The following is a 13,814-nucleotide window of genomic DNA, read 5'->3' on the forward strand; positions in this document are numbered from 1 at the left end:
CAAATTTGGATACTTCGATAGTCATCGAACCATGCCGCACCGACTGCTTGACGCAGCCTGCACGTTCGCGTGCATCCCCCCCGCGGCGACCGGTCCAGTCTCATTGCAACATCCCCAGTGCTGCAACTAACCCCGCGGCAATAATGCATATCGCCACCCCGGACGCTATGCTCCAAATGGGTGAGACTCTCCCCGGTCAATATATCATGATATATATCTTGCGAAATTCAGCTGCTTCGGATTGCACTGCTGCACAATTGCTTTTCCTGGCCGCCTTCACGCGCTAAAGCTCTTGCCAACCATTCACAGTCCAGCGCATCCACCCGGATGCGGAAACGCTCTGTGAGAGACGTCGAACCACATCGTCGCTTGCAGGAGCGACGCGTCAGCCAGGGCCGGAGCGCACTCATGAAACCCGCACCGCAGTTGCTTGCGTTCGCGTTTTCGCTCGCAGCATTGCTTGGCCCGGCCAAGGCAGCCGAACCGCAAGTGCCGGTGTTGTGGGACAGCAAGGAGCGCCTGCAGAAGCCCGACCTGTCGACGCTGCCACGGCTGCGCTTCCTGACCACGACCGATTTTCCGCCCTTCAACTTCATCGACAAGAGCGGCAGGCTGTCGGGTTTCCATATCGACCTCGCTCGCGCGGTCTGCGCCGAACTCGGCATTGCCGAGAAATGCCAGATCCAGGCCCTGCCCTGGGCCGAACTCGACGGCGCGCTGAATTCGGGTGAAGGCGAGGCCATCATCGCCGGTGTGCCGGCGACCGCGGCGACGCGGGAGAAATACGCCTTCTCGCGGCCCTACCTCCAGTTCCCGGCGCGCTTTATCATGCGCAAGGCGCAAGCCGTCAGCGAGCCGCTCGTCGACAAGCTGCAAGGCAAGCGCGTCGGCGTGCTTGCCGGCTCGGCGCATGAGCGCGTGCTCCGCGACTATTTCGGCAGCGTGAAGGTTGTGACCTACACCAAGCCGGATTGGCTCAATGCCGACCTCAAGGACGGCAAGCTGGATGCTGTCTTTGGCGACGGCATGCGCCTGTCGTTCTGGCTTGCCGGCACGGATGCCGCCGGCTGCTGCCGCTTTGCCGGCGGCCCTTACCTGGCGCCGGAATATCTCGGCACCGGCCTGGCGATCGCTGCCAAGCCTGACAACGCGGCCCTTGCGACCGCCTTCGACTACGCGCTGCACGAGATCTCGGCCAAGGGCACCTTCGCCGAGCTCTATCTCAGGTATTTCCCGGTCAGCTTCTTCTAGCCGCCGTCAGGTCAGCGTGCGATGGCGCGCCTTGGTGGCGCGTTCGATCGCTGCAAGCGTCAGGGCGTCGACGCTGAGGTGCTTGCGCAGAAGCTGCAGCACGCGCACCTCCTCCATGCGCATCTCGAGATCGACCGAGGCGACCTCGAAGGCGGCCGCATAGGCGGTCTCGTGCAGCCGTTCGGGGATCACCCGCCTTGCCGTGTCGAGGATATCGTCGAGGCCGTTGTCGGCATGCAGCATCATCTGGCAATCCTGCGCCACCGCAATCAGGCGCTTGGCGTCGAAATCCAGGAAGATCGGCCATGTCCTGACCACCTCGCCGATCCGCGCCAGCTCGACATCGGTCATGTCGCGGTCCGATGCGGAGGTGACGACCATCAGGTAGATCAGCGCCTCGTGGGCGGTCGGCATGGGCATGAAATTCTCCAGAACGGGGTTGAATGCCACCAGAACTTAGGAACGCCGCGGCCCTCCCGCAACGAAAAATGGGCGGAATCGTTGACGCCCGCGGCATGCACGCATAGAGCATGGCCGTCTTCGGCGGAATTTCCGCCCAAATAAAAAGGGCTCTCGACATGACGAGATCAAACTCAATAGATCTCAACCCGGAAATCCTCGCGGCGGCTGCCGAAAGCAAAGCCTGGCCGTTCGAGGAAGCCAAGAAAATCGTCGAGCGCTACAAGAAAACCGGCCTTCCCGAGACCGTCCTGTTCGAGACCGGCTACGGCCCTTCGGGCCTGCCGCATATCGGCACGTTCGGCGAGGTAGCGCGCACCACGATGGTACGCCATGCCTTTCATGTGCTGACCGAAAACAAGGTCAAGACCAGGCTCCTGTGCTTCTCCGACGACATGGACGGCATGCGCAAGATCCCGGAGAACGTGCCGGACCGCGCCTTCCTCGAGCCGCACCTGCACAAGCCGCTGACTGCCGTGCCCAACCCGTTCGGCGGCGACTATGCCAGCTTCGGCGATCACAACAACGCGATGCTGCGCCGCTTCCTCGACACCTTCGGCTTCGACTACGAGTTCGCCAGCGCGACCGAGTATTACAGGGCAGGCAAGTTCGACGCGATGCTGCTGCGGGCCGTCGAGCGCTACGACCAGATCATGGCCGTGATGCTGCCGACGCTCGGCGAGGAGCGCCAGGCGACCTATAGCCCGTTCCTGCCGATCTCGCCGAAGAGCGGCCGCGTGCTCTACGTGCCGATGAAGCACGTCGACGCCAAGGCCGGCACGATCACCTTCGACGACGAAGGCACCGAAACCACGCTGTCGGTCACCGGCGGCAAGGTCAAGCTGCAGTGGAAGCCGGATTTCGGCATGCGCTGGGCAGCCCTCAACGTCGATTTCGAGATGTTCGGCAAGGATCACCAGACCAATGCGGTGATCTACGACCGCATCTGCAACCTGCTCGGCGGACGGGCGCCGGAGCATTTCGTCTACGAGCTGTTCCTCGACGAGAACGGCCAGAAGATCTCCAAGTCGAAGGGCAACGGGCTGACCATTGACGAATGGCTGACCTACGCGCCGACCGAAAGCCTCGGCCTCTACATGTACCAGCGGCCGCGCCAGGCCAAGAAGCTCTATTTCGACGTCATCCCGAAGGCGGTGGACGAGTACTACAGCTTCCTCTCCGCCTACCCCCGGCAGGCATGGAAGGAACGCCTGGGCAATCCGGTCTGGCACATGCATTCGGGCAATCCGCCCGTCGTCGACATGCCGGTGCCGTTCTCGATGCTGCTCAACCTCGTCAGCGCCTCCAACGCGCACGACAAGGGCGTATTGTGGGGCTTCATCTCGCGCCATGCGCCCGGCGTGACGCCTGAGACGCATCCGGAACTCGACAAGCTGACCGGCTATGCCGTCCGTTACTTCGACGATTTCGTGAAGCCGACGAAGACCTTCAGGGCGGCCGACGACGTCGAACGTGCGGCACTGGAAGCGCTGGAGAAGGCACTCGGCGCGCTGCCGGCTGGTGCCGACGGCGAAGCCATCCAGAACGCCTCGCTCAATGTCGCACGCCAGATCGAGCGCTACCAGGACCACACCAAGCAGAGCCCGGAAGGCGGCCCCGGCGTATCCGGCGCCTTCTTCCAGATGATCTACCAGGTTCTGATCGGCCAGGAGCGCGGCCCGCGCTTCGGCTCCTTCGCAGCGCTTTACGGCATCGCCGAGACCCGGGCGCTGATCCGCAGCGCGCTGGAAGGCAAGCTGGCAGCGTAGGATCGAAACAAGGCCGGCTGTCGCAGCCGGCCTTTTTCATTGCGGCGAGCTATTGGTATCCGGCTCCGTCGCAGGCGGCGCCTCGACCTCGGGCAGGCTGGTTCCGCTCGGCGACAGCGTCATTTCGATGCGTTCGGGTGCCGCCCCGAAAATGCCCTTCTTCTCCGCCTCGGCCTTGGCGCCGGCCTCGGCATAGGGGCCGTTGGCGTCCGCCCTGACCCAGCCATTGGCCACCAGCCATTCGCCGACATCCTGCTTGCCGACGCGGCACCTGGCGACGATCACGCCGCGCTCGGCATCGGGCGGCACATCGCAGACCACCGCACGCGAGCGCAGGAAACTGCGGAACGCCGTGCGGGCACGCACGCCGCAGTTCCACTCCTTGCCCTCGAACGAACATTTCTCGCTCGTTTCGACAGCCATCACGCCCGATATCGCCACGCTGAAACCCTTGGCCTCTATCAGGCCGGCGGCAGAAGCGACTGGCCGGAACAAGGTCGTGCCGTCCCAGTCGTCAGGCATCTTCGGCTTCGGCGGCAGGGCCAGGCTCAATTCGCTCAATGGCGCCCGCGGCGCCTCGCGCACCAGCCCGCCCTGCTCAAGCGCGGGCGGCACGATTTCATCTGGCGCCACGGCGCGCGAGACGGCTTCAGGCTCGGCCTGCGGCGCGGACGGCGCAACGGCAGCCGTATTGCCGTCTTCAGGTGGAAGCGCCTCACCTCCATCTTCAGGCGGAAGTGCCTGCTGGATGTCGGACTCGTCGATGACGTCGACGGACGGCGCCTCGATGGCGGCCAGCCTCTGCCCGCCCAGCGAGACGAGCAAGGTGGCGATGCCGAAACCGGCGGCTGCGATGGCTATGGCTGCGGGGCGCATGGATCCCTACTGGCTTGCCCAGACGATGCGGGCCACCCACTCGACCTCGGCCGTCTGGAAACGCCTGTTGGGGTGCTCGGGGTTCAGCGAAAGCAGTTCGATCACGCCTTGCGTCTGCCGCTCCAGCACCTTGGCCATGACTTCGCCCGAGATCGTCTTGACCACGACGCGGTCGCCCTTGCGCACGGCAGCACCGGGCTCGACGATCAGCACGTCGCCGTTGCGGTAGAGCGGCAGCATCGAGTCGCCCTGCACTTCGAGCGCGTAGGAGTTATCGGTGGCGCGCGCAGGAAGTTCGATCAGCTCCCAACCCTGGCCGGCCGGAAAGCCGGCATCGTCGAAGAAGCCGCCCGCGCCCGCCTGGGCGAAGCCGAGCAGCGGCACGCCCGCCGCCTGTTCGCGGCCCCTCGCCTTGCCGGCAGCCTTCACCGGCTCGACGAAACCCAAAAACTCCTCGAGCGAAGAATTGGTGGCATCGATGATCTTGGCGAGCGACTCCGTCGAAGGCCAGCGCGGCCTGCCGTCGACGGACTGGCGCTTGGATTTGTTGAACGCGGTCGAGTCGAGCCCGGCCTTCTTGGCGAGGCCCGACGCCGAAAGCGAATAACGCTCGGCGAGAGCATCGATCGCGGCCCAGACACGTTCGTGCGAGAGCATGGCGCCCCCTCAAGACAGGAAAAAATACCTTTCGGCATTTAACCACGCCAGTTGCAATTGTCCACCGGCAAAGCAGGCAAACAGACAACGAACGGCCAATCAGAACAGGCGTCAGCGCTCGGACTTCGCCAACGTCCTCAACCCCTTGTGCGAAGCGATGAAAATCCGCTCTTCCTCGCTCACGTCGCGCGGCGCTGCTCCGTCGTAGCCCAGCTCGGCAACAAGATCGTCGATCTGCACGAAGCGCCTATGGCCGCGGTCATAGACCCCGGCGCTGGTCATGATGAGGGCCGCCGTCTCGCCGTTGTCGAGCACGAAGCGGTGCTTGCCGATGACTTCGGAACCGCTCCAGGTTTCGATCGAGGACACCACCTCGAAGCTGCGCCACAGCCTGATCTCGCGCACGAACACCGTCTGCAGCCCACCGAGCATCGGCGCCCAGCCCCGCTTGCGGGCGAGCTCGATCAGGCCCGAGCGCATGAAGATGTCGATGCGGCCGACATCGGCCAGCATCATGTAGCGCGCGTTGTTGAGATGCATGTTGAAGTCGATGTCGGTCGGCAGGCAGCGGAACGACAGCCGGCCCTCATCGCCAAAACGGTAAGGGCCGCGACGGGATGCCGTCGCGGCCATGCGTGCCAGTCTTGCCCAGACGTACATGCTGCGTCAGGCCGCCTTCTTTTCCTCGGCCTTGGCGTAGGGATCGAAGCGCTGGTAGAAGCTCTCGCCCTTCTCGGCCATCTCGATGAGAAGTTTCGGGGCCTTGAACTCGGCACCGTATTTCTTCTGCAGGTCCTTGGCGATCTTGACGAACTTCTTGGCGCCGATGCCGTCGATGTAGGACAGCGCACCGCCCGTGTAGGGCGCGAAGCCGAAGGCGAGGATCGAGCCGACATCCGCTTCGCGCGGGTCGGTGACGATGCCTTCTTCCATCACCCGCACCGCTTCGAGCGCTATGACCGACAGCAGGCGCAGCTTGAGTTCCTCGACGTCGACCTTCTCGGGGGTGAGCTGCGGATAGAGGTCCTTGAGGCCGGGCCACAGCTTCTTCTTGGCGGGCTTTGCCGGATAGTCGTAGAAGCCCTTGGTGTTCTTGCGGCCGAGGCGGCCATGGGTGTCGACCATGGTGTTGATCAGCGCCATCTGGCGCGGATCGACGGCCTTTTCGCCGAGATCCCTGATGGTCTGCTTCATGATCTTCTGGGCCAGGTCGACGGCGGTCTCGTCGGTCAGCGCCAGCGGGCCGACCGGCATGCCGGCAGCCTTGGCGGCGTTTTCGATCATCGCCGCCGGCACGCCTTCAATCAGCATCTTGAAGGCTTCCGACATGTAGCGCAGCACGCAGCGGTTGACGTAGAAACCGCGCGTGTCGTTGACGACGATCGGCGTCTTCTTGATGGCGCGGACGAAGTCCATCGCAACCGCAAGCGCCTTGTCACCCGTCTTCTTGCCCATGATGATCTCGACCAGCATCATCTTGTCGACCGGCGAGAAGAAGTGGATGCCAATGAAGTTCTTCGGCCTGGCCGAGTTCTTGGCCAGCGAGGTGATCGGGATGGTCGAGGTGTTGGAGGCAAACACCGCCGACGACTTGATCACGGCTTCCGCCTTCTCGGTCGTGGCTTTCTTGACTTCCGAATCCTCGAATACCGCCTCGACCACGAGGTCGCAGCCGGCGAGATCGGCATAGTCTGCGGAAGGCGTGATCAGCGACAGAAGCTTCTCGCGATCCTCGGCCTTGGCGCGGCCCTTCTTGACCTGGTCGGAGATCAGGCTGTCGGAATGCGCCTTGCCCTTGTCGGCCGCCTCCTGGTCGCGGTCGACAAGCACCACTGGGATACCTGCCTTGGCCGTGACATAGGCGATGCCCGCGCCCATGAAGCCGGCACCGATGATGCCGATCTTCTTGAACTTAGTGTCGGCGATGCCCTCGGGGCGGCGGGCGCCCTTGTTCAACTCCTGCAGCGACACGAACAGCGAGCGGATCATCGCCGCCGCTTCCTTGGTCTGCATGATCTCGGTGAAGTAGCGCTGCTCGATGCGCAGGCCGGTGTCGAACGGCACGAGCAGGCCTTCATAGACGCATTTCAGGATCGCGGTCGCGGCCGGATAGTTGCCATAGGTCTCGCGGCGCAGGATGGCGATTGCCGGCGGCCAGAGGTTGGCGCCCGCCGCCGAATAGACGGGACCGCCGGGCAGCTTGAAGCCCTTCTCGTCCCACGGCTGGACCGGCTTCAGGCCGTTCCTGATCATCGCCTTGGCGGTCTCGATCAGCTTCTTCGGCTCGGCGATCTCGTGGATCAGGCCCATGCCCTTCGCCTTCTGCGGCGAAAGCGTCTGGCCCGAGGTCAGCATCTGCAGGGCCGACTGCGGATCGGCCAGCCTGGGCACGCGCTGGGTACCGCCGGCGCCCGGGAAGATGCCGACCTTCACTTCCGGCAGGGCCATCTTGACCTTGTCGGAGTCGGCCGCGACGCGGCCGTGGCAGGCCAGCGACAGCTCGAAGGCGCCGCCCATGCATGTGCCGTTGATCGCCGAAACCCACGGTTTTCCAGAGGTCTCGAGCTTGCGCCACAACGCGCCCATGCGGCCGGCATTATCGAACAAAAGCTTCGCCGCCTTTTCCGGGTCCTTGGCCTTTTCCTTGGCGTAGAGCTTCAGCATTTTCTGCAGCATCGTGAGGTCGGCACCGCCCGAGAAAGTCTCCTTGCCGGAGGTGATGACGGCGCCCTTGATGCCGGCGTCGGCAACGACCTGGTCGATGATCTTGTCGAGCTCGTTCATCACCTCCTCGGTGAAGACGTTCATCGAGCGGTCGGGCATGTTCCAGGTGACGAGCGCAATGCCATCGACATCGGTTTCGACCGTGAAGTTGGTGTAGGTCATGTCTGTCTCCTTCCGGCCGAAATCAAACGCGTTCGATGATCGTTGCGGTGCCCATGCCGGCGCCGATGCACAGCGTCACGAGAGCGGTGTTCAGATCGCGGCGCTCAAGCTCGTCGAGCACGGTGCCGAAGATCATCGCACCGGTGGCGCCCAGCGGGTGGCCCATGGCGATGGCGCCGCCGTTGACGTTGATCCTGTCGTGCGGGATATCGAAAGCCTGCATGTAGCGCAGCACGACCGAGGCGAAGGCTTCGTTGAGCTCGAACAGGTCGATGTCCGAGAGCTTCATCTTGGCGCGCTTGAGCAGCTTCTCGGTGACGTCGACCGGGCCGGTCAGCATCATCGCCGGCTCGGAGCCGATGTTGGAGAAGGCGCGGATGCGGGCGCGGGGCTTGAGGCCAAGCGTCTTGCCGGCCTTCTTCGAGCCGAGCAGAACGGCGGCGGCACCGTCGACGATACCGGACGAATTGCCGGCATGGTGGACGTGGTTGATTTCTTCCAACTCGGGATAGCGCTGGACGGCAATCGCGTCGAAGCCGCCCATCTCGCCGGGGATGACGAAGGACGGGTTGAGCTGGCCCAGCGACTGCATGTCGGTGGTCGGGCGCATGTGCTCGTCATGGTCGAGGATGGTCAGGCCGTTCTGGTCCTTGACCGGCACGACCGACTTCTTGAAGTAGCCCTTCTCCCAGGCCCTGGCGGCGCGCTTCTGGCTCTCGACCGCGTAGCCGTCGACGTCGTCGCGGGAAAAGCCGTACTTGGTGGCGATCAGGTCGGCGGAAACGCCCTGCGGCATGAACCAGGCCGGAATGCCAACCGAGGGATCCATGAACCAGGCACCGCCCGACATGCCCATGCCGACGCGCGACATCGATTCCACGCCGCCGGCAATGACGATCTCGTCGGCGCCCTGGGCGATCTTGGCAGCGCCGAAATTGATGGCGTCGAGACCCGACGCGCAGAAGCGCGAGATCTGCATGCCCGGCGCCTTGTTGTCGTAGCCGGCTTCAAAGGCGGCCGAGCGCGGGATCACCGAGCCCGCTTCGCCGACAGGATCGACGCAGCCGAAGATGATGTCGTCGACCTGTGCGGTGTCGAGCCCGTTGCGGTCACGCAGCGCTTCCAGCACCTTGGCGCCGAGGCGCACCGCCGGCACTTCATGCAGCGATCCATCCTTCTTGCCCTTGCCGCGCGGCGTGCGCACGGCGTCATAGACAAAAGCGTCAGCCATTTTTCTGCTCCTTGGTTTCCGGACCGGCGGCTCAGAGCGAGCGCGCGATCAGCAACTTCATGATCTCGTTGGTACCGCCATAGATGCGCTGCACGCGGGCATCGCGATACATGCGGGCGATCGGGTATTCATTCATGTAGCCATAGCCGCCGAACAATTGCAGGCATTCGTCGACGATCTTGCATTGCAGATCCGACAGCCAATACTTGGCCATCGACGCAGTTACCGGATCAAGCCCGCCGGAAATATGACGGGCGACGCAGTCGTTGTAGAAGACGCGCCCGATGGTCGCCTCGGTCTTGAGCTCGGCCAGCTTGAACTGGGTGTTCTGGAAGTCGAGGATCGCCTTGCCGAAGGCCTTGCGATCCTTGACGTAGTCAATGGTCTCGGTCAGCGCGCGCTCGATCATGGCGATGGCGCCGGTGCCGATCTGCAGCCGCTCCTGCGGCAGCTGCTGCATCAGCTGGACGAAGCCCTGCCCCTCTTCCTGCCCGAGCAGGTTGGAGGTCGGCACGCGCACGTCGTTGAAGAACAGCTCCGAAGTGTCGTTGGCCTTCAGCCCGATCTTGTCGAGGTTGCGGCCACGCTCGAAGCCATCGACCTCGTCGGTCTCGACAACGATCAGCGACGTGCCCTTGGCACCCTTGGCCGGATCCGTCTTGGTCACGACGATGATCAAATTGGCATGCTGACCGTTGGTGATGAAGGTCTTGGAGCCGTTGATCCGGTACTGGTTGCCGTCCTTCTCGGCGCGGGTCTTGACGCCCTGCAGGTCGGAGCCGGCACCCGGCTCGGTCATGGCGATGGCGCCGATCAGCTCGCCGGTCGCCATCTTCGGCAGCCACTTCTTCTTCTGCTCTTCCGAGCCATAGTGCAGGATGTAGGGGGCGACGATCGAATTGTGCAGGGCAATGCCGAAGCCGTCGACGCCGACATGGCCGATCGCCTCGATGATGGCGCTCTCATGGGCGAAGGTGCCGCCCGAGCCGCCATATTCCTCGGGCATCGAAGCGCAGAGCAGGCCGGCAGCGCCCGCTTTCTCCCAGCTCGCGCGGTCGACCATCTCGTTCTTCTCGAACGCGTCGTAGTGCGGCAGGATTTCCTCGGACATGAAGCGGTGCGCCATGTCGTAGAGCATCGCCACGTCGTCCGCCGCCCAGGCGGGTTTGGGGAGTCCGAGAATTTCAGCAGGATTGGTCATGCTTCCGATCCATTTTTTGCGGCAACGGCGCCGACGTCCCCCTCCCCCTTGAGGGGAGGGTGGCCGCGAAGCGGTCGGGTGGGGTCGCCGACCAGTCTACTGGCCTTTTCCCTCACCATTTGCGCGACGTGCCAAGCACTGTTCACTACATCTGGCTCATCAATCCTGAGGACCTTGTAGCCGAGAGATTTCAGATACGCGTCTCGATTTGCATCGTGCCGCTTGCCGCTGTCGGTCTCATGGGTATCTCCATCAACTTCCACAACAAGCTTCAACAGCGGGCAGACAAAATCGACAATGTAGGGACCGATAGGGGCCTGCCGTCTGAACTTGACCCCACCGGCCTTCAGGTCACGCAATTCGTACCAGAGCAGATTTTCCGCCTTGGTCGCATGGTTGCGCAACGACCGCGCCTTCTGGCGCATTTCGAAGCTGACGCGGGTTCTGGGCACTCCACCAATCCTCCCACCTTATCCCGCCAGGCCCGGCGTTGGCGCATGGCCGCGATGACCCCACCCGGCCCTACGGGCCACCCTCCCCTCAAGGGGGAGGGGTACCTCGGCCTCGATCAGAACGCTTCCGCGGCAAGCGCCATCATCGTTGCCGAGCCGGTCGAAAGCCGCGCAAGATGCGCCGCGGTTTCGGGCATGACACGCTCCATGAAATAAAGGCCGGTCACCAGCTTGGTCTCGTAGAAGTCTGCTGACCCGTTGGCGCCTGTCGCGAGCTTGTCCTGAGCCGTCTTGACCATCCTGCCCCACATGTAGCCGAGCGCCACAAGGCCGAAGAGATGCATGTAGTCGGTCGAGGCCGCACCCGCATTGTCGGGATTGCTCATGCCGTTCTGCACCAGCCACATGGTCGCCGCCTGCAGGTCGTTGAGGCCCTTCTTCAGCGCCTTGGTGTAGGGCGCCATCTGCTCGTCGCCGCGATTGGCCTCGCAGAACTCGCCGACATCCTTGAAGAACGCCTGCACCGCGCGGCCGCCATTGAGGCCGAGCTTGCGGCCGACGAGGTCGAGCGCCTGCACGCCATTGGCGCCCTCATAGATCATGGCGATGCGGGCATCGCGCACGAACTGGCTCATGCCGTGCTCTTCGATATAGCCGTGGCCGCCGAACACCTGCTGCGCCATGACGGCATGCTCGAAGCCCTTGTCGGTGAGCACGCCCTTTACTACCGGCGTCATCAGGCCCATGTGGTCGTCGGCTGCCTGGCGCTCGGCGTCGTCCTCGGAGCGGTGGGCGACGTCGGAGTTGATCGCCGTCCACAGCACCAGCGCCCGGCCGGCCTCGTTGAAGGCCTTCATGGTCATCAGCTTGCGGCGGATGTCGGGGTGGACGATGATCGGATCGGCCTTCTTGTCGGGCGCCTTCGGCCCGGTCAGCGAACGGCCCTGGATGCGGTCCTTGGCGTAGGCGACAGCGTTCTGGTAGGCGACTTCGGAGACGGCAAGGCCCTGCAGGCCGACGCCGAGACGGGCCTCGTTCATCATCGTGAACATCGCCTTCAGGCCGCCATTGGCCTCGCCGAGCAGGAAGCCATGCGCCTCGTCATAGTTCATGACGCAGGTCGAGTTGCCATGGATGCCCATCTTCTCTTCGATCGAGCCGCAAGAGACCGCGTTGCGGGTGCCGGGGTTGCCCGAGGCGTCGATGTTGAACTTCGGCACGATGAACAGCGAGATACCTTTCACGCCCTCCGGTGCCCCTTCGATGCGGGCTAGCACCAGATGGATGATGTTGTCCGACATGTCGTGCTCTCCGGCCGAGATGAAGATCTTCTGGCCCGAAATCTTGTAGGAACCGTCGCCGTTCGGCACCGCCTTGGAGCGCAGCAGGCCGAGATCGGTGCCGCAATGCGGCTCGGTCAGGTTCATGGTCCCGGTCCAGGCGCCCTCGACCATCTTGGGCAGCCAGGTGGCCTTTTGCTCGTCGGTGCCATGAACCAGTACTGCGGCGATCGCGCCCTGGGTCAGGCCTGGATACATCATCAGCGCCATGTTGGCCGCCGACATGTATTCGCCGACAGCCGAGTGGACCGTGTAAGGCAATCCCTGACCGCCAAATTCAGCCGGCACGGCAAGCCCCATCCAGCCGCCTTCGCGATACTGGTCGAACGCTTCCTTGAAACCCTTGGGCGTGGTGACAGAGCCGTCGTCGTTGCGGACGCAGCCTTCCATGTCGCCGACGCGATTGAGCGGATGCATGACGTTTTCGGCGAGCTTGGCGCCCTCGGCGAGAATCGCCTCGAGCACGTCGGGGCTGGCATCGGAAAAGCCGGCAAGGTTGCTGTAGCGCTCGTAGCCGAGCACGTCGTTGAGCACAAAAAGAGTGTCTTGAACCGGCGCGCGGAATATCGGCATTGCTCTTCCTCCAGCAAATGTAACCGGTTCCGGCCAGACGGTATGCGACGGGGAACCGCTTGTCGAACGTCGATTAGCAAAAATTGACGTTTGCGTAAACGTCAATTTTTGCCGCAGCCGTTTTTGGGTGATCGTTGCGTCCAGCGAGGCGGGATCGCCGATCCGAAGAGACACGAAATCGCGCCGGTCCCAAACGCAAAACGACCCGGCGAGGTCTCCCTCGCCGGGTCGTTTCAGAAAGCAAAGTCGCCTGGTTAGCTTGCAGCACTTGCCTGAGGCGCGGTGCGCTCGGCCAACAGCTGGCGAACGACGTCCATATGGTTGTTCAGCTCGCCGATCGCCTCGTCGAGCAGCTGACGCTGCTTCTGCAGGCGGCCGAGCTGCTTGTCCGACTTGTCCAGCGTCAGGCGCAGCTGCTTGGCGTTGGTACCCGTGGGATCGTAGAGGTCGATCATCTGCTTGACGTCGCGCAGCGAGAAACCGACCTTCCTGCCGAGCAGGATCAGCTTCAGCCGTGCGCGGTCGCGCCGGGTGTAAAGGCGCGTCGCGCCCTCACGCTTGGGGTTGAGCAGCCCCTTGTCCTCGTAGAAACGCAACGTACGAAGCGTCACGCCGTACTTCTTCGCCATCTCGCCGATGCGGACATAGTCCTCGCCGGAAAGATTGTTTTCATTGGCCGCTACATCGGCGACCGATACAAGCTTCATCATCTGCTTCCGATATCCCCAATTGCGAGCGCGGCGGCGGTGAGCCGGCCATGCTCTGATGGAAGCCGCAGGGGGCGGGGCTTCCGATCATGGTTTCTATGTAAAGGCACTCAAGACGGCGTTCTGCACACGTCTTACGTTTACGTAAATGCTATAACGATGCGGCCTACCCTACGCAAGGGAAATCTGGCCGCTTTCGGCGCCAGGACGGGAACACAACGTCGCACATTCTTAAGCTTGGTTAAGAGGTTGTTTACCACGTTCGGGGAAATGTGCGCATGTCGGTTCTCCCGTGGTCATCATGTATCGAATTGTTCACGGTTCGGAGGGCGGCGAATAGCCCCAGGAAGCCAATTCCCGCGCGGCCCTTCGCGACCCCGATCCCGGCAAGGATTTGAGACAACTGGTTCAT

The 13,814-nt window shown here is 63.3% G+C and carries 12 protein-coding genes; 2 read left to right on the top strand and 10 right to left on the bottom strand.

Going from position 1 to position 13,814, the window contains the following annotated elements; translation table 11 throughout:
• Window positions 1–408 precede the first annotated feature (408 nt).
• Window positions 409–1,251, top strand: a complete 843-nt coding sequence (locus tag O1Y97_RS23250) for a transporter substrate-binding domain-containing protein (RefSeq protein ID WP_183264050.1) — start codon at window positions 409–411, stop codon at window positions 1,249–1,251.
• 6 nt (window positions 1,252–1,257) lie between these two features.
• On the opposite strand, the gene O1Y97_RS23255 is transcribed toward O1Y97_RS23250, so the two are convergent.
• Window positions 1,258–1,671 carry a tellurite resistance TerB family protein gene (locus tag O1Y97_RS23255; RefSeq protein WP_108610050.1) on the bottom strand — a complete coding sequence of 138 codons (414 nt, stop codon included), beginning with the start codon at window positions 1,669–1,671 and terminating at the stop codon, window positions 1,258–1,260.
• 158 nt (window positions 1,672–1,829) lie between these two features.
• Between O1Y97_RS23255 and O1Y97_RS23260 the strand changes: the two genes are divergently transcribed.
• Complete coding sequence (locus tag O1Y97_RS23260; RefSeq protein WP_318762551.1) at window positions 1,830–3,479, top strand: lysine--tRNA ligase; 1,650 nt, start codon at window positions 1,830–1,832, stop codon at window positions 3,477–3,479.
• A gap of 36 nt (window positions 3,480–3,515) precedes the next feature.
• Here the strand turns inward: O1Y97_RS23260 and O1Y97_RS23265 are convergent, their stop codons facing one another.
• The 9 genes from O1Y97_RS23265 to O1Y97_RS23305 all read right to left on the bottom strand — a co-directional run bounded on the left by O1Y97_RS23265 (window position 3,516) and on the right by O1Y97_RS23305 (window position 13,402).
• On the bottom strand, window positions 3,516–4,355 hold the full coding sequence (locus O1Y97_RS23265; RefSeq protein WP_318762552.1) for a thermonuclease family protein: 840 nt from the start codon (window positions 4,353–4,355) through the stop codon (window positions 3,516–3,518).
• Window positions 4,356–4,361: 6 nt separating this feature from the next.
• On the bottom strand, window positions 4,362–5,012 hold the full coding sequence (locus O1Y97_RS23270) for a S24 family peptidase (RefSeq protein WP_108609366.1): 651 nt from the start codon (window positions 5,010–5,012) through the stop codon (window positions 4,362–4,364).
• A 111-nt stretch (window positions 5,013–5,123) separates the two neighbouring features.
• Window positions 5,124–5,672 carry a thioesterase family protein gene (locus O1Y97_RS23275; RefSeq protein WP_318762553.1) on the bottom strand — a complete coding sequence of 183 codons (549 nt, stop codon included), beginning with the start codon at window positions 5,670–5,672 and terminating at the stop codon, window positions 5,124–5,126.
• Window positions 5,673–5,678: 6 nt separating this feature from the next.
• A complete protein-coding gene (locus O1Y97_RS23280) occupies window positions 5,679–7,898 on the bottom strand; it encodes an FAD-dependent oxidoreductase (protein WP_318762554.1) in 2,220 nt (739 codons plus the stop codon).
• A gap of 22 nt (window positions 7,899–7,920) precedes the next feature.
• Window positions 7,921–9,129, bottom strand: a complete 1,209-nt coding sequence (locus O1Y97_RS23285; RefSeq protein WP_318762555.1) for an acetyl-CoA C-acetyltransferase — start codon at window positions 9,127–9,129, stop codon at window positions 7,921–7,923.
• Between the two features lie 31 nt (window positions 9,130–9,160).
• Entirely contained in the window at window positions 9,161–10,330 is a 1,170-nt protein-coding gene (locus O1Y97_RS23290; protein ID WP_318762556.1) for an acyl-CoA dehydrogenase family protein, read from the bottom strand.
• Window positions 10,327–10,782 carry an endonuclease domain-containing protein gene (locus tag O1Y97_RS23295; protein WP_318762557.1) on the bottom strand — a complete coding sequence of 152 codons (456 nt, stop codon included), beginning with the start codon at window positions 10,780–10,782 and terminating at the stop codon, window positions 10,327–10,329. Before O1Y97_RS23295 ends, O1Y97_RS23290 begins: the two co-directional genes overlap by 4 nt.
• 116 nt (window positions 10,783–10,898) lie before the next feature.
• On the bottom strand, window positions 10,899–12,695 hold the full coding sequence (locus tag O1Y97_RS23300) for an acyl-CoA dehydrogenase (RefSeq protein WP_318762558.1): 1,797 nt from the start codon (window positions 12,693–12,695) through the stop codon (window positions 10,899–10,901).
• A 254-nt stretch (window positions 12,696–12,949) separates the two neighbouring features.
• Complete coding sequence (locus tag O1Y97_RS23305; protein WP_108610051.1) at window positions 12,950–13,402, bottom strand: MerR family transcriptional regulator; 453 nt, start codon at window positions 13,400–13,402, stop codon at window positions 12,950–12,952.
• Window positions 13,403–13,814: the final 412 nt, after the last annotated feature.

Source organism: Aminobacter niigataensis, from assembly GCF_946995915.1.
In the GTDB taxonomy this organism is placed as follows: Bacteria; Pseudomonadota; Alphaproteobacteria; order Rhizobiales; family Rhizobiaceae; genus Aminobacter; species Aminobacter niigataensis.

Bases quoted from the DNA above. Each gene is read 5' to 3' on its own strand.
- O1Y97_RS23275 (WP_318762553.1), bottom strand. From the start codon at position 5,672: ATGTACGTCTGGGCAAGACTGGCACGCATGGCCGCGACGGCATCCCGT.
- O1Y97_RS23290 (WP_318762556.1), bottom strand. From the start codon at position 10,330: ATGACCAATCCTGCTGAAATTCTCGGACTCCCCAAACCCGCCTGGGCG.
- O1Y97_RS23255 (WP_108610050.1), bottom strand. From the start codon at position 1,671: ATGCCCATGCCGACCGCCCACGAGGCGCTGATCTACCTGATGGTCGTC.
- O1Y97_RS23265 (WP_318762552.1), bottom strand. From the start codon at position 4,355: ATGCGCCCCGCAGCCATAGCCATCGCAGCCGCCGGTTTCGGCATCGCC.
- O1Y97_RS23300 (WP_318762558.1), bottom strand. From the start codon at position 12,695: ATGCCGATATTCCGCGCGCCGGTTCAAGACACTCTTTTTGTGCTCAAC.
- O1Y97_RS23305 (WP_108610051.1), bottom strand. From the start codon at position 13,402: ATGAAGCTTGTATCGGTCGCCGATGTAGCGGCCAATGAAAACAATCTT.
- O1Y97_RS23270 (WP_108609366.1), bottom strand. From the start codon at position 5,012: ATGCTCTCGCACGAACGTGTCTGGGCCGCGATCGATGCTCTCGCCGAG.
- O1Y97_RS23285 (WP_318762555.1), bottom strand. From the start codon at position 9,129: ATGGCTGACGCTTTTGTCTATGACGCCGTGCGCACGCCGCGCGGCAAG.
- O1Y97_RS23260 (WP_318762551.1), top strand. From the start codon at position 1,830: ATGACGAGATCAAACTCAATAGATCTCAACCCGGAAATCCTCGCGGCG.
- O1Y97_RS23280 (WP_318762554.1), bottom strand. From the start codon at position 7,898: ATGACCTACACCAACTTCACGGTCGAAACCGATGTCGATGGCATTGCG.
- O1Y97_RS23250 (WP_183264050.1), top strand. From the start codon at position 409: ATGAAACCCGCACCGCAGTTGCTTGCGTTCGCGTTTTCGCTCGCAGCA.